Origin of the sequence: Microbacterium bovistercoris (assembly GCF_003387575.1) — a bacterium.
Taxonomy (GTDB): Bacteria; Actinomycetota; Actinomycetes; order Actinomycetales; family Microbacteriaceae; genus Microbacterium; species Microbacterium bovistercoris.
Window position 1 is genome coordinate 13,767 of the sequence record NZ_QUAB01000033.1, and the last position, 18,066, is coordinate 31,832.

15 protein-coding genes are annotated in these 18,066 nt (G+C 68.2%); 5 read left to right on the plus strand and 10 right to left on the minus strand.

Annotated elements, in window-relative coordinates; genetic code table 11:
• Positions 1-61 precede the first annotated feature (61 nt).
• Together DY023_RS05360 and hpf are read left to right on the plus strand one after the other, a co-directional pair.
• A complete protein-coding gene (locus tag DY023_RS05360) occupies positions 62-736 on the plus strand; it encodes a ComF family protein (RefSeq protein ID WP_245958605.1) in 675 nt (224 codons plus the stop codon).
• An 89-nt stretch (positions 737-825) separates the two neighbouring features.
• Positions 826-1,482 (plus strand): ribosome hibernation-promoting factor, HPF/YfiA family, encoded by a 657-nt coding sequence (hpf, locus tag DY023_RS05365; protein WP_116241315.1) that lies wholly within the window; start codon positions 826-828, stop codon positions 1,480-1,482.
• A gap of 57 nt (positions 1,483-1,539) precedes the next feature.
• Here the strand turns inward: hpf and DY023_RS05370 are convergent, their stop codons facing one another.
• Both DY023_RS05370 and DY023_RS05375 read right to left on the minus strand, forming a co-directional pair.
• Positions 1,540-2,874 carry a coiled-coil domain-containing protein gene (locus DY023_RS05370; protein ID WP_116241316.1) on the minus strand — a complete coding sequence of 445 codons (1,335 nt, stop codon included), beginning with the start codon at positions 2,872-2,874 and terminating at the stop codon, positions 1,540-1,542.
• A gap of 84 nt (positions 2,875-2,958) precedes the next feature.
• Positions 2,959-3,552, minus strand: coding sequence for a PadR family transcriptional regulator (locus DY023_RS05375; RefSeq protein WP_116241317.1), 594 nt, complete (start codon positions 3,550-3,552; stop codon positions 2,959-2,961).
• A gap of 208 nt (positions 3,553-3,760) precedes the next feature.
• Between DY023_RS05375 and secA the strand changes: the two genes are divergently transcribed.
• The gene (gene secA, locus DY023_RS05380) at positions 3,761-6,565 is read left to right on the plus strand and encodes a preprotein translocase subunit SecA (RefSeq protein WP_116241318.1); all 2,805 of its coding nucleotides are present in this window, start codon (positions 3,761-3,763) and stop codon (positions 6,563-6,565) included.
• Positions 6,566-6,629: 64 nt separating this feature from the next.
• Here secA and DY023_RS05385 read toward each other — a convergent pair whose 3' ends face one another.
• From DY023_RS05385 to DY023_RS05420, 8 genes are all read right to left on the minus strand, one after another.
• Positions 6,630-7,118, minus strand: a complete 489-nt coding sequence (locus DY023_RS05385) for a nucleoside deaminase (protein ID WP_116241319.1) — start codon at positions 7,116-7,118, stop codon at positions 6,630-6,632.
• Between the two features lie 27 nt (positions 7,119-7,145).
• Positions 7,146-8,645 (minus strand): cytosine permease, encoded by a 1,500-nt coding sequence (locus tag DY023_RS05390; RefSeq protein ID WP_116241441.1) that lies wholly within the window; start codon positions 8,643-8,645, stop codon positions 7,146-7,148.
• Positions 8,646-8,724: 79 nt separating this feature from the next.
• Entirely contained in the window at positions 8,725-10,356 is a 1,632-nt protein-coding gene (locus tag DY023_RS05395) for a SulP family inorganic anion transporter (RefSeq protein WP_220347241.1), read from the minus strand.
• Positions 10,353-11,777: a YlbE family protein gene (locus tag DY023_RS05400; protein ID WP_116241320.1), complete on the minus strand. Its 1,425-nt coding sequence runs from the start codon at positions 11,775-11,777 to the stop codon at positions 10,353-10,355. The genes DY023_RS05395 and DY023_RS05400 overlap by 4 nt, the downstream gene beginning before the upstream one ends.
• The gene (fdrA, locus tag DY023_RS05405) at positions 11,777-13,327 is read right to left on the minus strand and encodes an acyl-CoA synthetase FdrA (protein ID WP_116241321.1); all 1,551 of its coding nucleotides are present in this window, start codon (positions 13,325-13,327) and stop codon (positions 11,777-11,779) included. The genes DY023_RS05400 and fdrA overlap by 1 nt, the downstream gene beginning before the upstream one ends.
• A 21-nt stretch (positions 13,328-13,348) precedes the next feature.
• On the minus strand, positions 13,349-13,957 hold the full coding sequence (locus DY023_RS05410) for an ankyrin repeat domain-containing protein (protein WP_116241322.1): 609 nt from the start codon (positions 13,955-13,957) through the stop codon (positions 13,349-13,351).
• Positions 13,957-15,255 (minus strand): cytosine permease, encoded by a 1,299-nt coding sequence (locus DY023_RS05415; protein ID WP_116241323.1) that lies wholly within the window; start codon positions 15,253-15,255, stop codon positions 13,957-13,959. Before DY023_RS05415 ends, DY023_RS05410 begins: the two co-directional genes overlap by 1 nt.
• Positions 15,252-16,196, minus strand: coding sequence for an oxamate carbamoyltransferase subunit AllH family protein (locus DY023_RS05420; protein ID WP_116241324.1), 945 nt, complete (start codon positions 16,194-16,196; stop codon positions 15,252-15,254). Before DY023_RS05420 ends, DY023_RS05415 begins: the two co-directional genes overlap by 4 nt.
• 143 nt (positions 16,197-16,339) lie before the next feature.
• Between DY023_RS05420 and DY023_RS05425 the strand changes: the two genes are divergently transcribed.
• Together DY023_RS05425 and DY023_RS05430 are read left to right on the plus strand one after the other, a co-directional pair.
• The gene (locus tag DY023_RS05425) at positions 16,340-17,293 is read left to right on the plus strand and encodes a carbamate kinase (protein WP_116241325.1); all 954 of its coding nucleotides are present in this window, start codon (positions 16,340-16,342) and stop codon (positions 17,291-17,293) included.
• 83 nt (positions 17,294-17,376) lie between these two features.
• Positions 17,377-18,057: a GntR family transcriptional regulator gene (locus tag DY023_RS05430; protein WP_116241326.1), complete on the plus strand. Its 681-nt coding sequence runs from the start codon at positions 17,377-17,379 to the stop codon at positions 18,055-18,057.
• Positions 18,058-18,066: the final 9 nt, after the last annotated feature.

Sequence of the window (18,066 nt, forward strand, 5' to 3'; positions counted from 1 at the left end):
CTCCTCCACAGTCCCGGGGAACCCCGGCGGGCTGAGGACCGTCGCCGGGCACGATCGACTCATGTTCGGCACCTGGATGGCACGCGCCCGCATCCTGGGCTCGGAGACGCTCGCATTCCTCCTCGCGGCGGACTGCCCGGGGTGCGGTCTCCCCGGCACGCTTCTGTGCCCTGGGTGTGTGATGGCACTGGCCGCGCACCCGGTGCAGCGGACGACTCCCGCAGGGGTGCCCGTGCACGCGGCCCACGAGTTCGGAGGAGTGGTCGCGCGGTGCATCCGGCGCGTGAAGGAGGACGGCCAGACGCTGCTCCTGCCTCCGATGGGGGCGGCCCTGCGCGCGGCCATCCCGAACGACTGGAACGGGGCCCTGTTCGTGCCGGTACCCACGAGCAGGGCCGCCTTCCGGCGGCGCGGCTATCGCGTGCCGGAACTGCTGCTGCGCGCCGCGGGGCGCTCACCGCAGCGGATGCTGGTCAGCACAGGGTCGCGCACCGATCAGCGTGGCCTCGGACGGGCGGCACGGGCACACAACGTCCGCGGCAGCATGCGGGTGCGGCATCCGCTTCTCGCGCCCGTTGGACAGGGCGCGGAAGTCGTCATCGTCGACGACGTGGTGACCACCGGCGCCACGATCGACGAGGCGGCGCGGGTGCTCCGAAGAGCGGGATTCCGGGTCATCGGGGCGGTCGCGCTGGCCGCCACGCCGCGCACATCGAAACACGGGGTGAACGGGTAGTGACATCCGCCGATCTCGGCACTACGGTAGGGCACACAAGGCGACCACGGTCCGCCCTTGGCCGGGAGGACCGGGACAAGGAGGCAGGAATGGAAACGAGCATCGTCGGCGTCGGAGTGAGCATCTCCGACCGGTTCCGGACGGTTGTCGAGGAGAAGGTGGGCCGCCTCCAACAGCTCGCCGCCAAGGCCCAGCGCATCGACGTCAAGGTCACCCACCGCGCCTATCGCAACGGCCGGGTGCCCGACGAGACGGTGGAGCTCACACTGGTCGGCAAGGGGCCGGTGGTCCGTGCCGAGGCTGTCGACGGCGACAAGTTCGTCGCGCTCGATCTCGCGATCGACAAGCTCGCCGAACAGCTGCGACGCGCGAAGGAGAAGCGCATCGACGGGAGGCAGCACCCCCGGGGCGCGCACTTCGAGAAGGGAAGCGGTTCGCTCACCGGGATCGACGTGCAGCCCGCATCCGCCGACGTGCTCAAGGCCGTCGCGACGGGAGCGGTGCCGGTCCAGGCGGAGGAGGACGAGGTCTACTCGCCCGTCGTCATCCGCACCAAGAACTTCGATGCAGAGTGGATGACGGTCGAGGAGGCCGTCGACCGCATGGAACTGGTGGGTCACGACTTCTTCCTGTTCGTGGATGCCAGCACCGACCACCCGAGCGTCGTCTACCGACGCAAGGGCTGGGACTACGGCGTCATCTCGCTGACCACGCAGGCGGCTCCGGAGGAGGAGCTCGCCTCCTGACATCAGAAGAGAGGCGCCCTTCCCCGCTCGGGGAAGGGCGCCTCTGACGAATGCGGTTCAGTCGAAGATGCCGTCCAGGATGCTGCCGATCACGAGGCCGCCGAGAACACCGCTGACGATGTCGCCGCCGCCTCCTCCGCGCCGGCCTCCGCCCCAACCGCCCTGCTGGTTCGGTCCGCCCCATCCGGCGTAGTCCTGCGGTCGCGCGGACTCGATGTCCCGCTGCGCGAGCTGCAGGGCCTCTGCGGCCAGCTGTCCCGCGCGGCGCGCGGTCGAGAGCGCCTGCTCGCGTGTCTCCTCGGCGGGCAGCAGCGCGGCCACGTCGACGCGGAGCCGCTCGGCCTCGGCGAACCGGGTGCGGGCATCCGCTCCGATCCACCCGCGGTGCCCGGAGATCAGCGGACGGGCGATGCCGAGCTGGCGGTCTGCGTCGTCAAGCGCGTGCTGCACATGCTCGATCGAGGGGAGCGGATGCTCGGCACGGTACAGCGCGGTCGCGATGGCCTCGTCGAGGGCGGTGTTCGCCTCGCGCAGGGCCGTGAGTTCGGTGAAGGGGTCGTTGCGCGTGCCCGACGGGGGCAGGGCGTTCACGGCCGACTCCAGGGCGATGACCGCGGCCTGTACCTCGCGGGTCTGCGGTGCGGTGCGAGCGGCGATCAGGTCGCCCCGTGAGTCGTCGACCACGGCGGCAAGGGTGGACTCGGCGCGCAGAGCCTGGATCTCGAAGTCCTCGACGCCGTCGAGCACGGCGGAAGCGCGCCTGATCGCCTCGGTCGCGGTCTCGAGCGCGAGGTTGGCCTCCTCGTTCTGCTTCGCCGCGCGGCGGCGTTCGGAGACCTCCGCGCCGTGCGTCGCGAAGGTCACCAGCTGCTCGGCCTCGGCGGGCGAGGAGGACACGCGGCGCATCGCCGCATCCGAGTAGCGCAGCGACAGCCGATCCACGGTTTCGCGGGCGTGCGGGATGCGGGCGGCGAGGGACTCGGCGTCCGTGCGCAGCTGGGCGACGATCTCGGGGGAGCGGCGCACCAGGGCGACCTGCTCCGCGATGGCGGACGTCTTCTCGTCGAGCAGGTCCTCGGCCCATTCGCACAGCTGTACGATCCGCGCGTTGCGGGTGCGCAGCTCCTCAGCCGTGTCGGGGATCTCGTCGTGGTTGAGCTGGTGAAGCTGGAATGCCTCGCGCAGGTGGGTGCGCACCGCGTCGAGCGCCGCCTTGAGGTCGGCGGTCATCGATTCGCCGAGCTCGGCCTGCGCGAAAACGAGCTCGTCCGCGGTGGTGCGGATCCGCTCGTCGGCCCCCACGAGCGCCTGCTCCGCACGGCGCGCGAGATCGGCGTCCTGCGCGGTCAGCTCTTCCTGCTCACGTCTACGTCTGCCCCAGAATCCGGCCATGGTTCGATCCTATGGTTCCCGGCTCTCACCCGGCTGTGGATCCGCTTCGCCCTGCGAGAACGACGGAACACGCGATCGCACTGCTCATGCGCGGGCCTTCGCCGGGCGTCCGCGCTTGGGACGCTCTGTGGACAGGGCGAGGGTCATCGTGTGCTGCGGATGCTGCGCGAGCCGCTGTTCGGTGTGATCGAGCCAGCGCACCTCGGCCTCCGCGGCGAAGATCATCGAGTCGACCACGAGCGACCAGGCCAGGTCCTCCGGACCGTTCGGGTCGGTCCCGGCGTACTTCGCCCGGTTGAGCGCTTGCAACTGGACGAGGGATGCCTTGCGCTGGCTCCGGATGACCGCGGTGACGTCGACGCCGGGCAGGGTCGCGGCGACGGCGAGCTTGATCGCGAGCTCGTCGCGGGTGCCCTGCGCACGCTCGACGGGAGAGCCCAGCCAGTCCTGAACGGCCGAGTGACCGGCATCCGTGATCTCGTAATAGACGTGGCCCTGGTCGTTGACGTCGCCCTTGGCGACGAGACCGTCCCGCTCGAGCCGCTCCAGGGTGTTGTAGATCTGGCCGACGTTCAGCGGCCATGTCGAACCGGTGCGACGGTCGAACTCGGCGCGCAGCTGATAGCCGTAGCACGGCCCCTGATCGAGGATGGCGAGAAGGCTCTGGCGGACGGACATGGCGCTCCGATCTGTCGTTGGTAGGACAATGCCCGGTATTTCATTTCCGAGTATATGCATACTCGGAAACCTTGGCGAGGTCGATATCGGAGGGTCCGTTCGCCGTCAGCGTTCCCGCGCACAGGTGGCGCATGTCACGGGCCGGTAACATGACACGGTATGCCCGGCGCTGAACATCGCCGGCACCCGAGACCCGAGGGAGAAATCCGTGGCGAATCCTCTGGAGAAGCTGCTCCGCGCCGGTGAAGGCCGCATCCTTCGCCGCCTCAAGCAGGTCGCCAAGGCCGTGAACGAGCTCGAAGAGGACTTCGAGAAGCTCAGCGATGACGATCTGCGCAACGAGACCGCCGTGCTGCGCGAGCGCTACGACAAGGGCGAGACCCTCGACCAGCTCATGCCAGAGGCCTTCGCAGCGGTGCGCGAGGCCGCGCGCCGCACGCTCGGCATGCGCGCCTACGACGTGCAGCTCATGGGCGGCGCCGCCCTGCACCTGGGCAACATCGCCGAGATGAAGACCGGTGAGGGCAAGACGCTCACCGCCGTCTTCGCGATGTACCTGAACGCGATCGCAGGCAAGGGCACGCACCTGGTCACGGTGAACGACTTCCTCGCCAGCTATCAGGCCGAGCTGATGGGGCGCGTCTACCGCGCCCTCGGCATGACGACCGGTGTCATCGTGGCGGGGCAGACCCCCGACGTCCGCCGTCAGCAGTACGCGGCCGACATCACCTACGGCACGAACAACGAGTTCGGCTTCGACTACCTGCGCGACAACATGGCGTGGCGCAAGGAGGACCTCGTCCAGCGCGAGCACTTCTTCGTGATCGTCGACGAGGTCGACTCGATCCTCATCGACGAGGCGCGCACCCCGCTGATCATCTCCGGACCGTCATCGGGCGAGGCGAACCGCTGGTTCACCGAGTTCGCCAAGATCGCGCGCACCCTCGAGGTCGGCGTCGACTACGAGGTCGACGAGAAGAAGCGCACCGTCGGCGTGCTCGAGCCCGGCATCGAGAAGGTCGAGGACTACCTCGGCATCGACAACCTCTACGAGTCGGCGAACACGCCGCTCATCTCGTTCCTGAACAACTCGATCAAGGCGATCGCGCTGTTCAAGCGCGACACCGACTACGTCGTCATGAACGACGAGGTGATGATCGTCGACGAGCACACCGGCCGCATCCTGGTCGGACGGCGCTACAACGAGGGCATCCACCAGGCCATCGAGGCCAAGGAGAACGTGCCCGTCAAGGCCGAGAACCAGACCCTCGCCACGGTCACGCTGCAGAACTACTTCCGCATGTACGACAAGCTCGCCGGCATGACCGGTACCGCCGAGACCGAGGCGGCCGAGTTCATGTCGACGTACAAGCTCGGCGTCGTGCCCATCCCGACCAACCGTCCGCTGATCCGCAAGGACCAGCCCGACCTCGTCTACAAGAACGAGCAGGCCAAGTTCGCCCAAGTCGTCGAGGACATCGCCGAACGGCACGCCACCGGCCAGCCGGTCCTGGTGGGCACCGTCAGCGTCGAGAAGAGCGAGTACCTCTCGCGCCTGCTCGCCAAGAAGGGCGTCAAGCACGAGGTCCTGAACGCGAAGAACCACGCCCGTGAGGCGGAGATCGTCGCCCTCGCCGGGCGACTCGGAGCGGTGACCGTCGCGACGAACATGGCCGGTCGAGGCACCGACATCATGCTCGGCGGCAACGCCGAGTTCCTCGCCGTGCAGGAACTCAAGTCCAAGGGACTCGACCCGGAGGAGACTCCGGAGGAGTACGAGGCCGCGTGGGACGAGACCTATGAGGCGATGAAGGCCAAGGTCGCCGAGGACGGCAAGAAGGTCGCAGAGGCCGGCGGCCTGTACGTGCTCGGCACGGAGCGGCACGAGTCGCGACGCATCGACAATCAGCTCCGCGGCCGCTCGGGCCGTCAGGGCGACCCCGGTGAGAGCCGCTTCTACCTGAGCCTCACCGACGACCTGATGCGACTGTTCCAGTCCGGTGCCGCCGAGGCGATCCTGTCGCGCACGAACTTCCCCGACGACGTGCCGATCGAGTCCGGCATGGTCTCGCGCGCGATCCGCAGCGCCCAGTCGCAGGTCGAGGCGCGCAACGCCGAGATGCGCAAGAACGTGCTGAAGTACGACGACGTCCTGAACCGTCAGCGCGAGGCGATCTACGCCGACCGCCGGCACATCCTGCAGGGCGACGACATCGCCGACCGGGTGAAGCACTTCATCGAGGATGCCATCGGCGGCGTGGTCGACGACCACACCGGCGAGGGGCACAACGAGAGCTGGGACTTCGACGCGCTCTGGACCGAGCTGAAGACTCTGTACCCGGTGGGCGTGACGATCGACGAGGTCGTCGCAGAAGCCGCGGAGCGCAAGGGCGGCATCTCGGCAGAGGGCCTCAAGCGCGAGCTGCTCTCCGATGCGATGATCGCGTACGAGAAGCGCGAGGAGGCCCTCGGGTCACCCGCCACCCGCGAGCTGGAGCGTCGTGTGGTGCTCCAGGTGCTCGACCGCCGCTGGCGCGACCACCTCTACGAGATGGACTACCTCAAGGACGGCATCGGCCTGCGCGCGATGGCGCAGCGCGATCCGCTGGTCGAGTACCAGCGGGAGGGTTACGCGATGTTCCAGTCGATGATGGGCCAGATCAAGGAGGAGTCGGTCGGCTACCTCTACAACCTCGAGGTCGAGGTGCGCCGTGCCGGCGAGGACGGCACCGCCGAGGTCGCCGAGGTCGCGGCGAAGGGCCTGACCAGCGGTCAGCCCGAGCAGCGGCTGGAGTATTCCGCGTCCAACGACGCGGGCGAGGTCGAGGTGCGCAACGAGCGCGGTCAGGTGCAGCAGGCCCAGACCGCGCGGATGCGCCAGGCCGAGGCAGCACGAGAGGCGGCGCAGCAGCCTGAGCAGCCCGCCGAGCGCGGCGCCTTCGGACAGGCCGTGGACGCACCGGCCCAGCAGCCGGCGAACCGCGCGCAGCGCCGGGCCCAGAAGAAGAAGTAGTCCGGGGTACGCAGAAGGCCGGTTCCCCGGGGAACCGGCCTTCTTCGTACCCGGATGCCGGGGCTCAGCCGTTCAACGCCTGGAACTCCGTCCAGATCGATGCGCAGTCCTCGCGGCCCGAGTCCAGGTGGATCATGTCCAGCGTCGAGGTGTCGCTGCCGTCCAGGTATTTGCGCAGGTGCACGTCGCTGAAGCCGTTGTCACCGGCGTCCTCGTGCGTCGAGGCGTAGTAGCAGGTGGTGATGCCCGCCCACATCATCACGGCGACGCACATCGGGCAGGGCTCGCAGGTCGCGTACATGACGTGACCCGACAGATCGAGCGTGTTCAGCTTCTTGCAGGCCTCACGCACGGCGACCATCTCGGCGTGACCGGAGATGTCGGTGTCCTTGATCACGGTGTTGCCGACGGCGACGACGATCTCGCCCTCGGGGTTCACCAGCGTCGCTCCGAACGGGCCGCCGGTGCGATCCCGCAGACCTGCGATGGTCACCTCCACCGCGGGAGTGAAGTACGAGTCCAGGACCTCGGGGGAGGGAGTGGGGTGAGTCATTTCGGTCTCCTTGGATGTGAGTGCGGGTCAGTTGCTCTTGCGGGCGGCGAGCGTCAACAGCGTGTAGCCGATGAAGCCGATGATCAGGCCGGAGAAGAAGGCCAGGTTGTTGACCTGAGCCAGGAACTCCACGTTCGCGATCCCGGGCACACGGCCGATCATGGTGATCACGAAGCTGGCGATCAGCACGCCCAGCGCACGCCGGTTGTACGCCGGCAGCGAGCCCTCCTGGCCGCCCTTGTAGTCGGCGTAGATGCCCTCGACGTCCAGCGTCCGCTTGCGCTCCACGAAGTACGAGGCGAGCATGATGCCGACGATCGGGCCGAACATCGATCCGATCAGCGAGTAGAACAGGAACAGCGCGTCGGTGTTCTCCACGAACTGCCACGGCAGGATCAGAGTGCCGATGACGGCGGCGAGGATGGCGCCGCGCTTGATCGTGAAGATCTTGGGAAGCTGAGCGGTCAGCTGCAGCCCGGCGGGGAGCATGTTGCCGAACACCACGAAGGCGACCGCGCCGACGTTCATCGCGAGGATCAGCAGGACGACGACGAACGGGTTGCCGACGCCCTCGTTGATGGCCTGGATGAACACGAACGGCTGGTTGATGTCGAACTCGCCGCCCGAGACGACCTGCAGCGCGCCGATGAACGAGACGGTCACGACCGCGAACAGGATGTACGAGCCGATGACGCCGATCGGGAAGCCGACGGCGGGCGCCTTCATGCTGGTGGCGTTGCGGGTGTAGTCGCCGGTGTTGACGATCGGGCCCGCCCAGTTCGACACCAGGATGGCGACGCAGCTGATGAACACCAGCGGCGTGACGGGCGAGTCCACCACGCGGGTCGACATGACCACGTCCATTCCGCCGGCGTTGATGACGGCGAGCACCACGGCGATGACGACGAGGATGAACACGACCGGGTTCGCCCAGTTGCTGAACCTGCCGAGGAACGCCTGGCCGCCGAGGAACAGGCCGACGGTGATGATCCAGGTGATCAGGTACGAGATCGCCGTCGGGATCGGCAGACCGAGGATCTCGGCGCCGTTCCCGAGGTTCATGTAGCCCGGCCAGATGGTCTCGAAGACCACGTCGAACGCCTGGGCGGATGAGACGCTGGTGATGCCGAAGAACATGAAGCCGGCGATGATGCCGCGCACCCAGGTCGGGATCAGGGCGCCCTTGTGGCCGAAGGCCTCCCTCAGCTGCATCGCGAACGGGATGCCGTACTTCGCCGCGGCCTGTCCGTTGAGGATGTAGCCGATCGAGACGATCACCGCGGAGGTCATGATGGCGGCGACGACCTGCCAGGCGTTCAGGCCGAGGGCGAAGAAGGTCATGACGGTGAAGTACGACAGGATGTTGTGGATCGGCCCCATCCACACGGTGATGAACTGGGGCGTCTTCCAGGTGCGATCCTTCGGGCGGATCGGCAGGACCTCTTCGGCGTATCCGCGGGCCGCGTACTCCGCGACCTTCTCTGCGCCGGGGTCGACCAGGACGGGGTCGATTGCGGGGGTGGACATGGCCATCCGTTCTTCTCAGCACCGTTTTTCGGGTACTCGATGGGTCCGGGGCGGTGCACCCCGGACCCATCGGGGTGATTCAGCGCTCCGGGCTCTGGATCAGGGAGGGCGCGATGGCGTTGCTCAGCGTCATCTCGTCCGTCGTCGTGAAGGTCACCTTCTCGTTCGTGACGCGGTCCTGGATCTTCTTGGCCAGGAACAGCGCCGCGACCATCAGGTAGGCCACCAGGAACATCACGTGGGTGTCCGACAGCGCGAACTCGGCCGGCAGACTGGGCACGGGGGAGTGGATGATGCCGAAGAACGACAGCATCGCGGCGAGCACGGCCACGATCGCGCCGAGTCCCGGCTTGTTCCGGATCGCGAAGATCGCGATCATCCCCCAGAGCAGCGATGACAGCGGCGCGCCGTTGCCGAGTGTCGAGATGCCCGCGAAGTAGGTGCCGGCGCCGTTCAGGGCATCCGCTCCCACCTCGGCGACGTTCGTACCGGCCGCCTTCAGCGTGTTGCCGATCAGGCTGTTCGCCCAGTTCGCGATCCAGGGGAACAGCGCGATGAAGATCACCGGCAGCTCCACCTTCGGCGTCTCGCGCACCGACTGCGCGGCGGTGACGATGCCGATGTAGATCAGGATCGGGGCGATCGCGGCCATCGGCACCACCGACAGCAGCAGTGCGCTCATGCCGAACAGTCCCACCGCGAACATCGTGATGCCGTTCAGCATCGTGTAGCCGATGCCGGCGCCCATCTCCTTGTACGCGGTGTGACCGATGTACACGGTGACGGGGTACGGGTTGCCCATCAGCGCGCCGACCATCGTGGCGCCTCCGTTGACGAGCATGACCGGGCGGGCGCTGTAGTGGTCGCCCGCGGCCTCCGCGGCCTCGATGTTCTCCAGGTCGAACACGTAGTTCGCCAGGGCCAGCGGCACGGCCGAGGCCAGGAACGGACCGGCGTGCTGCAGGCCCTCGAAGAAGTTGCCGATCGACACCTGCGGCGGGTGCCAGCCGGCGTGCACCAGCGCGGCCTGGACGGCCTCCGGCGTCTGCAGCCCGAACGCCCATGCGGCGGCGGTTCCCACGATCAGCAGCAGCAGACCGGTCGGCACCTTGCCCAGGAACGGCGAGCGGCCGAACCAGTTGATGAACACGATCACCAGGACGATGAACGCGACCACCGGGAACTGGAACGTCTGCAGCATCGGGTTCATGGCCAGCAGCAGCAGGCCGAGTCCGGCGAGGCAGGCCAGCAGCACGGAGCGGGGCACCGCGCGGCGCAGCAGGTCGCCGAAGAATGATCCGACGAAGAGGATCAGGCCCTCGAGGAAGCCCCACACCAGGCCGATGCCGACGGCCAGCTCCGCGTCCTGAGTGCTCGAGTAGACCGGCAGGATCACGAGGAACGTGACCGTGAAGATCGACGGAGCGCTCGGGCCGGAGGGGAGGGCCACGACGTCGTCGCGGCCCTCCTTCCTGGCCAGCCGTCGGGCGAACCACACGTACATCGACGAGGTGATCAGGATCGCCAGGCCGAAGGCCGGGGCGATCCTGCCCACCACCATCCCCACCGGCAGGCCCGCCATGGTGAGCAGGGCCGTGAAGGTGATGATGTTCGTGAGGTTGTTGGTGAACAGCGCGAAGAACGCCGCGATGTCGCCCTTCTTCCACCACTTCAGGTGGGCGGCGGCCGGCGCGGGGGCGAGCGACGTCATGGCTTGACCGTGTCCGCAAGGGCGCGGAGCGCCTTCTGGAACGCCTCCACAGGCGGGTGCGTGATGCCGGCGCCGATCATGCCGATGCCTGGCTCCCTGTGCGCGATCGCGGTGTTGATGATCGGCAGGATGCCGGTCTCCATGACCTTGCGCACGTCGATGCCCGAGGGCACGCCCATGAAGTCGAGAGCGGGGATCGTGACGTTCGGGTTGTTGCCGGTGGTGATCGCGTTCATCGTGCGCGAGTAGCCCATCGCCTCGTCGACGGTGCCGCCGACGAGAGCGACGATCGCGGGGGCTGCGGCCATCGCGAAGCCGCCGATGCCGAACGTCTCGGTGATCGCGGAGTCGCCCATGTCCAGACCGGAGTCCGCCGGGGTGTAGCCGGCGAACATCGGGCCGACGACCTCCTGGGCGGGGCCGGTGAACCACTGGCCGCCGGTGCCGGACACGCGGATGCCGAAGTCGACGCCGTTGCGGGCCATGGTGGTGACGATCGTCGAGTTCTCGATGCCGTTGGCGGCATCCATCGACGCCTTGGCGGCGACCATCCAGGTCGGGCCGGAGAAGTAGTCCGACGAGGCGACGAAGTCGAACACCTCGCGCTTCTCCTTCGTGGTGAAGTCGCTCTCCAGGATGTAGGGGGCCAGTGCCTGGATCAGCAGCGTGGTGCCGGCCACGTTGCGGTTGTGCGCCTCGTCACCCATGTGCAGGGCCTGCGAGAGCATCAGCCGCAGGTCGATGCCCTCGGCGTTCAGCTCCATGGCGCCGGCGAGCACCGGGCCGAACACGTCGCGCATCCAGTTCAGACGGTCGATGACCGACTGGTCGTTGGCGCCGAAGCGCAGGATCTTCGACAGCTGCTCGGACAGGTTGGTGTAGGCGGTGTTGCCGTAGGTGCGGTTGGTGACCTTGTGCACCCACATGCTGGCGCTCGTGACACCGGCCATCGAGCCGACCGACTGGTGCTCGTGGCAGGGCGAGAAGGTGATCTCACCGGAGGCGGCGAGCTCGAACGCCTCGTCGACGTCCTTCGCGAGGCCCTCGAAGACCAGCGCGCCGGTCACGGCACCCTTCATCGGCCCCGACATCCGGGTGAACTCGATGGGCGGACCGGCGTGCAGGATGGTCTTCTTCGTCATACCGGGGACCGTGTCGATCGCCTGGCCGAAGCCCTCCAGGAACGGCTGCGAGCCGAGGATGCGCTCCAGCGCGACCTGGTTGGCGGCATCGATCTTCTCGGCGACCGCCGGGTCCTCGAGACGGCTGAGCGCGGCGATGACCTCGGGGTCGCCGCCGCCCGGCGGGGTCCAGTCCATCAGGACGGGCTCGACGCCCTGGGCCTTCAGGTCGTCGGCGAACATGTCGAGGCCGAGGTTGACCGGCTTCAGATCGGTGGAGAACAGGTCGTTGACGCTCATCAGTTGTCACCCTTCGCGACGAATTCACGGGCCAGCAGGCCGAGGTTGGTGGAGGAGGAGGCGATGGTCACACCGGCGGCCTCGAGCTTGGCGACCTGCTCGGCGATCGCCGGGGTGTCCAGGTCGGTGCCGAGCACGTAACCGAGGATCTCGAGGTGCTGGCCGCGAGCGGCGGCCTTCGCCTTGGCCTCGGTGATCGCCGGGATCGTCACGCCCACGGGGTCCTCGTGCGAGCCGAAGCCGAGCACGAAGTCCATCGCGATGACGCCGACCTCGGGGTCGTCCGCCTCCTGGACGATGCGCTGCAGACGCAGCGAGGGGTCGATCATGGGGTGCGGACGGCCGTTGGTGAAGTCGTCGTCGCCCATGTCGAGGAAGGTGTGCTCCTTCGATGCATCCATCGCGCCGATCTTGTAGGCCGGGTTCTTCTGGATGTTGGAGTACACGTTGTCGTACTTGCCGAGGGCCGCGAACATGGACTCGTCGCAGAGGGTGCCGCCGCAGAACAGGCCGCGCACGTACTTCTGCTCGGGGGCGAGCTTGGCGCGCACCTCCTCGATCAGCGGGATGTTCAGCGGGTGCTTGTCGAGGGTCGACTCGTCGATCCCGGATGCCACGACCGCGGCGATCGCGAGGGGCTTGGTGCCCTCGGTGACCATCGTCACGTTGTCGTGGCCGGACTCGGTGCGGTCCGAGCCGAGGAACGTCACGAAGACCGGCTTGGAGGCGGCGCCGGCGACGGCGAGCACCTTCTCGGCGACCTCTTCCGCCGGCGGCTTGGAGATGAGCACGATGACCTTGGTCTCGGGGTCGGCGTCGAGGGCCTTGATGCCGTCGATCATCGAGATGCCGCCGATGTCGGTGCTCAGATCGCGACCGCCGGTGCCGATCAGCTGCGAGACGCCGCCGCCGAAGTCGTGGATGCGGACCGAGACCTCCTGGCTGCCGGTGCCCGAGGCGCCCACGACGCCGATCGAGCCGCGGCGCACGGCGTTCGCGAACGCGAGGCCGGTTCCGTTGATGATCGCGGTGCCGCAGTCGGGTCCCATCACGATCAGGCCCTTCTCGTGGGCGAGGTTCTTCAGCGAGAGCTCGTCCTCCACCGACACGTTGTCCGAGAAGATCATCACGCTCTTGCCCGCGTTCAGCGCCTTGCGCGCCTCACGGGCGGCGAACGCGCCGTTGACCGAGATCAGCACGAGGTTGGAGTCGGGGACCTCTTCGAAGGCGCCGTCGAGGGTGCGGTAGCGCACCTCGTGGGCCTCGCCGGCCTTCTTGTCCTTGCGGGCGAGGATGTCGTTGACGGCCGCGATCGCCGCCTCGATGGTGTCGTCGGTGGCGTCGATAACGATCATCAGATCGCTGGGCTTCGCCGCGTCGACGGCGGTGTCCTGGACGCCGACGTTCGCGAGCACCTCCTTGTTCATCGGGGTCGCCATGCCCAGCAGGGCCTGGGTGACGCCCTCGACGGCGTTCGCCTTGGTGCTCATCGACATGAGCGAGACCGAGTCGAGGTAGGTGTTCTTCCTGATTTCGATGTGCCTGGTCATCGTTGTCCTTTCGCGGGATTCTTAGGCGGCGGCGCGCTCGAGGATCGCGACGATCTCGTCGTATCCGCGCTCGCGGGCCAGGTCTGCGGGCGAGGTGCCCCAGGGGTCGGGCATGCCGGGCTTCGCACCGTGCGCGAGCAGCAGCTCGACGATCTGCTGGCGCACAGGGCCCCCGTCGCCGAGGATGATCGTCTCGATCAGCGCCGTCCAGCCCAGGTTGTTGGTGAGGTTGACGTTGATGCGGGTGTTCTCGAGCAGGTAGCGGACAACCTCGAGGTGGCCCTTCTCAGCGGCCGGGGTCAGGCCGTTGCCGCCCATGCGGGTGAGTCGCTTCAGGTCGGTGCCCGCCTCCGCCATGATCTTCACGAGCTCGAGCTGGTCGTTGATGCATCCGTACAGGAAGGGGTTCGAGCAGGTCTGGTCCTGGGCGTCGATGTCGACGCCCTCCGCGATGAGCGCGCGGACGATGTCGAGGTGTCCGCCTCGGGCGGCGTGCAGGATCGCGGTCGCCTCCTCGCGGTCCAGGGCGTCCTTGTCGGCGCCTGCGGCGAGGGCGGCGCGCACGCCGTCCAGATCACCGGATGCGGCCGCGGCGAGGTACTGCTCGTCGGCGGTCTGAGTGCTGATCATCAGTGGATCTCCTTCTTTGCTGAGAACTGTTCAAGGGCGAGATAGGCGACGCATCCCACGACGAGGCCGACGACGGCGTCGGAGAGCGACGGAACGAAGAGGTGCGAGATCAGCGCAGCGGCGGCGCCGACCGCCCAGGCCAGCAGGGCGTTGGCACGGAAGCGCTTCTCGGAGCGTCCGGCGTTGCGGCGGGCGAGGATGATCTGGTCGGCGATGAGCACGGCGCCGAGCGGCGGTACCAGCACGCCGAGCAGTGCGAGCCAGCTGGCGAAGTACTGCCAGGCGCCGGCCACGGCGACGATCACGCCGATGATGCCGAGGATGAGCGTCAGCAGACGCATGGTGGAGCGCGTCAGGTGCGACCAGCCGAGGGCGCCGTTGTACAGGCAGTGCGTGCACACCGAGCCGAGGTTGATCACCACGAACAGCACGAGGAACACGTTCAGCCACGGGTTGCCGGTGCCGGTGAGGATCGGGGCGAAGTTGCCGCCGTTGACGGCGGGGGCGACGATGGCGCCGGCGGCGACGAACACCGCGCCGCTGATCTGGGCGACCAGGCTGGCGATCGGGAAGGCGGTGACGGTGGCGAGCACAGCCTCCTTGCCGTTGCGTGCCCAGCGGGTGAAGTCGGCCGTCATGGTGCCGGAGTCGGCGAAGGTGGCCATGATCGCGGTGACCGCGACGCCGAAGGTCATCGGGTTGGGCACGTCCTCGCCGGCGTAGCTGAACACGGCGGAGAAGTCGTTGGTCTGCGCGGCGATGACCATCGCGATGATCACCGCGACGATGAACAGAGGGGCGGCGATCGTGCCGAGGACGGACAGCGCGCGGATGCCGAGGTAGGTGACCGCGATGAAGACGATGCCGGCGATCGCGGCCACGAGCATCTCGTTCCAGCCGAACGCCTCGCTGAGCGTCGCGCCGGTGGCACCGGTGTTGAAGGCGAACCAGCCGACCACGACGGTGGACAGGAACCCGGAGGCGATCGCGTACCCTGCGGTGCCGAAGGTCTCGATGGCCTGCAGCGAGAAGCTCTTGCCGGTGCGTCCCGCGCGCCAGCTGAGCAGGCTCACGTAGACGAACATGATCGCGTTGGCGACCAGGATCGCGCCGACGCCCTGCCAGAAGCCGAGCATCGCGACCACGAGGCCGCCGGGGACGGCGTTCGTGAGGATCATCGGGAACCCGAACCACACCGCCGAGACCGTGTAGAGCGACTTCCTGTGGCTCAGCGGCACCGGCTCGTGCTCGAACTCGGCGGAAGCGGTCGCTTCGGTGGTCGTGGCGCTGTCAGTCATGACTGCTCCTTCTTCTCGTCATCTCGCGGACGCGTTCGTCCGGCGCTGTGTGCCGCGTGCTCGGCTTCGAGCGCGAGACGGATGCCGGAGAGGATGTCGGCCCCCGAGGTGTGACCGATCTGGAGGACGCGGTCCGCGGCGCGACGCAGGCCGTCGCCGTCGCGGTCGCGTAGGGCGGCGATGAGATCGTGCAGGCTCTGCCGGCCGCGGCCGGCGACGGCGTGCGCCATGGTCGTCGCGCTGAGCAGTCCGGTGCGCTCGCCGCCGTCGTGGACCGCGTCGGACAGGGCGGGGAGGAAGCGGTTCAGCAGCGTCCCGTCCTGCGCGGCGAGCAGAGTGAGCCCGGTGAGCACATCGTCGCCGGACGGCGTGAGTCCCTCGCCGAGGCCGATGAGGGCGGATGCCGCACTGCGGACCGCCTCGTCGTCACCGGTGCGCAGTGCGGTGCGCATCCCCTCGATCCTGGCGCGCAGCAGTTCGTCTGCGGCACGACCGAACGGCGTCACGGGTTCGGGCGCGGGAAGCGCGTCGAGCGCGGAGAGGGCCACGGCGAGGTCCGCGGTGGTGAGCACGGAGAGATCGGCGCGTGGCGCGCTCCAGGTCACCGCTCCGCACAGCGAGACGACCAGGGTCCCGTCGGCGCACGGGAGTTCGATCCGGTCACCGCCGACGGCAAGGACGGCGGCGCCCTGACGGATGCCGCGGGCATCCCAGTCGCTCAGCGGAACGCGGATCGTGGCGGGGGCGTCGTCGATCCCGTCATCCGCGATCGCGACGAGCGCGTCATCGAACAGGACGTTGACGACGCGACGGTGCACGGAATGCACCGTGCCGTGCGTGCCATCGCCGAACGCGCGCTCGGCGGCTCCTGAGAGCGTCTCCGCAAGCGCAGCATCCCAGCTGGTCGCGCTCACCGCGACCGGGATTGCGACGGGGGTCATCGTCTTCTCTCCGGGATGCCCCGCCCCGTGGGTGTGCGGCGCAGGGCATCTTTACGTTGTGTTACTTCAGGTATACCATTTACCCAAATGGAATACCATCCCGTGTTTCGGGATACCAGAAGACTTCAACAAGGGAGAACAGCATGCGCGTCGTAGTGGCACTCGGGGGCAACGCCCTCGCCCGTCGCGGAGAGCCCATGACCGCGGAGTACCTGCGGGCGAACGTCAAGTCCACGATGGAGGCGCTCGCGAACCTCGCGCGTGACAACGAGATGGTGATCACGCACGGCAACGGCCCCCAGGTGGGTCTGCTCGCCCTGCAGAACCTCGCCTACCAGGACGTCGCCGCTTACCCGCTGGACATCCTCGGAGCAGAGACGCAGGGCATGATCGGCTACGTCGTACAGCAGGAACTCTCCAACGCGCTGAACGGCGAGCGCGAGGTCGCCGGTGTCATCACGACAACCGTGGTCGACGAGGCCGACCCGGCCTTCGCCCGCCCGACCAAGCTCATCGGCCCGACCTACTCCGCACACGACGCCGCCGAGGCCGCGGCCGAGTACCGCTGGACCATCGCGAAGGACGGCAACGCGTTCCGCCGCGTCGTCCCCTCACCCAACCCGCTCTCGATCGTGCAGGCACCGCTGATCAAGCGCCTCCTCGAGGCCGGCAGCCTCGCGGTCTGCGTCGGCGGCGGCGGCGTGCCGGTCCGCGAGGACTCGAAGGGCCGCCACATCGGCGTGCAGGCCGTGGTCGACAAGGACCTCGCCAGCGCGGCGCTCGCCGCCGACATCGGCGCCGACACCCTGATCATGCTCACCGACGGCGACTACGTGAGCGAGAACTGGGGCACACCGGAGCAGCGCGACATCCTCACCGCATCCGCCGACGCGGTCGCGGCCATGAAGTTCGCCGAGGGCTCGATGCAGCCGAAGATCGATGCGGCCATCCGCGTCGCCCGCGCCGGCGGGCGCACCCTGATCGGCCCGCTGGACCGCCTGGACGACCTGCTCGCGCGTCGCATCGGCACCGAGATCGTCCCCGCCCTCGACGAGGGCATCGTCTGGGTCGAGAAGAAGGCCGCGAAGAAGGCCTGAATCCGCCGATGCGGTCTGTCGCCGTGTCCGGCGTTCTTCCCGAGTGACAGGGAAAAGGCCGGACACGATGGAAGAATGAGGCTGTGAGCAGAGCAGACGAACGCGTACTGGAGTCGACCAGGGTCGCAGCGTGGTTGCGCGACGCGATCCTGGACGGCGTCCGGGATCCGGGGAGCCGGCTCATCGAGCGCGACCTCGCGGCCGAGTTCGGCGTGAGCCGGGTGCCGGTGCGGGACGCGCTGAAGGTGCTCGAGGGGGAGGGGCTCGTCGAGCTCCGCCCCCGCACCTGGGCGGTCGTCAGGGAGTTCACCGATCACGACCTCGCCGACCTCGACGAGGTCCGCGAGGTGGTCGAGCCCCTGGCCTTCCGTCTCGCCGCGCAGCGGCATCGCCGGGAGGGGCTCGAGCGCCTGCGCCGTGCGCTCGAGTCCGAGCAGGCCAGCGCTGAGGTCGAGGACCGTGTCGTGTCACGACGCGCAGCGGCCGATTTCCACGAGATCGTCACCGACCTCGCGGACAACATGCTCCTGTCCGACCTCATGCAGAGCATCCGCAGCAGGCTCCGCTGGGCCCTGTCCCAGCACGACGATCTGCAGCACATCGCCGAGGAGCATGTCGCACTGTACGAGGCGATCCGCGATCGCGACGGCGACCGTGCTGCAACCCTCGCCGCTGCGCACATCGAGAGCAGCCGGGTGCAGCGCAACGCGCACGTTCAGGCCCTGCATCCGGGGGCCCCGGCGACGGAGGCGGCCTCCTCGTAGCGCTAGGAT

Excerpts from the sequence above, each read along its gene's own strand:
- DY023_RS05360 (WP_245958605.1), top strand. The coding sequence starts at position 62 with ATGTTCGGCACCTGGATGGCACGCGCCCGCATCCTGGGCTCGGAGACG.
- hpf (WP_116241315.1), top strand. The coding sequence starts at position 826 with ATGGAAACGAGCATCGTCGGCGTCGGAGTGAGCATCTCCGACCGGTTC.
- DY023_RS05370 (WP_116241316.1), bottom strand. The coding sequence starts at position 2,874 with ATGGCCGGATTCTGGGGCAGACGTAGACGTGAGCAGGAAGAGCTGACC.
- DY023_RS05375 (WP_116241317.1), bottom strand. The coding sequence starts at position 3,552 with ATGTCCGTCCGCCAGAGCCTTCTCGCCATCCTCGATCAGGGGCCGTGC.
- DY023_RS05385 (WP_116241319.1), bottom strand. The coding sequence starts at position 7,118 with ATGACTCACCCCACTCCCTCCCCCGAGGTCCTGGACTCGTACTTCACT.
- DY023_RS05390 (WP_116241441.1), bottom strand. The coding sequence starts at position 8,645 with ATGTCCACCCCCGCAATCGACCCCGTCCTGGTCGACCCCGGCGCAGAG.
- DY023_RS05395 (WP_220347241.1), bottom strand. The coding sequence starts at position 10,356 with ATGACGTCGCTCGCCCCCGCGCCGGCCGCCGCCCACCTGAAGTGGTGG.
- DY023_RS05400 (WP_116241320.1), bottom strand. The coding sequence starts at position 11,777 with ATGAGCGTCAACGACCTGTTCTCCACCGATCTGAAGCCGGTCAACCTC.
- fdrA (WP_116241321.1), bottom strand. The coding sequence starts at position 13,327 with ATGACCAGGCACATCGAAATCAGGAAGAACACCTACCTCGACTCGGTC.
- DY023_RS05410 (WP_116241322.1), bottom strand. The coding sequence starts at position 13,957 with ATGATCAGCACTCAGACCGCCGACGAGCAGTACCTCGCCGCGGCCGCA.
- DY023_RS05415 (WP_116241323.1), bottom strand. The coding sequence starts at position 15,255 with ATGACTGACAGCGCCACGACCACCGAAGCGACCGCTTCCGCCGAGTTC.
- DY023_RS05420 (WP_116241324.1), bottom strand. The coding sequence starts at position 16,196 with ATGACCCCCGTCGCAATCCCGGTCGCGGTGAGCGCGACCAGCTGGGAT.
- DY023_RS05425 (WP_116241325.1), top strand. The coding sequence starts at position 16,340 with ATGCGCGTCGTAGTGGCACTCGGGGGCAACGCCCTCGCCCGTCGCGGA.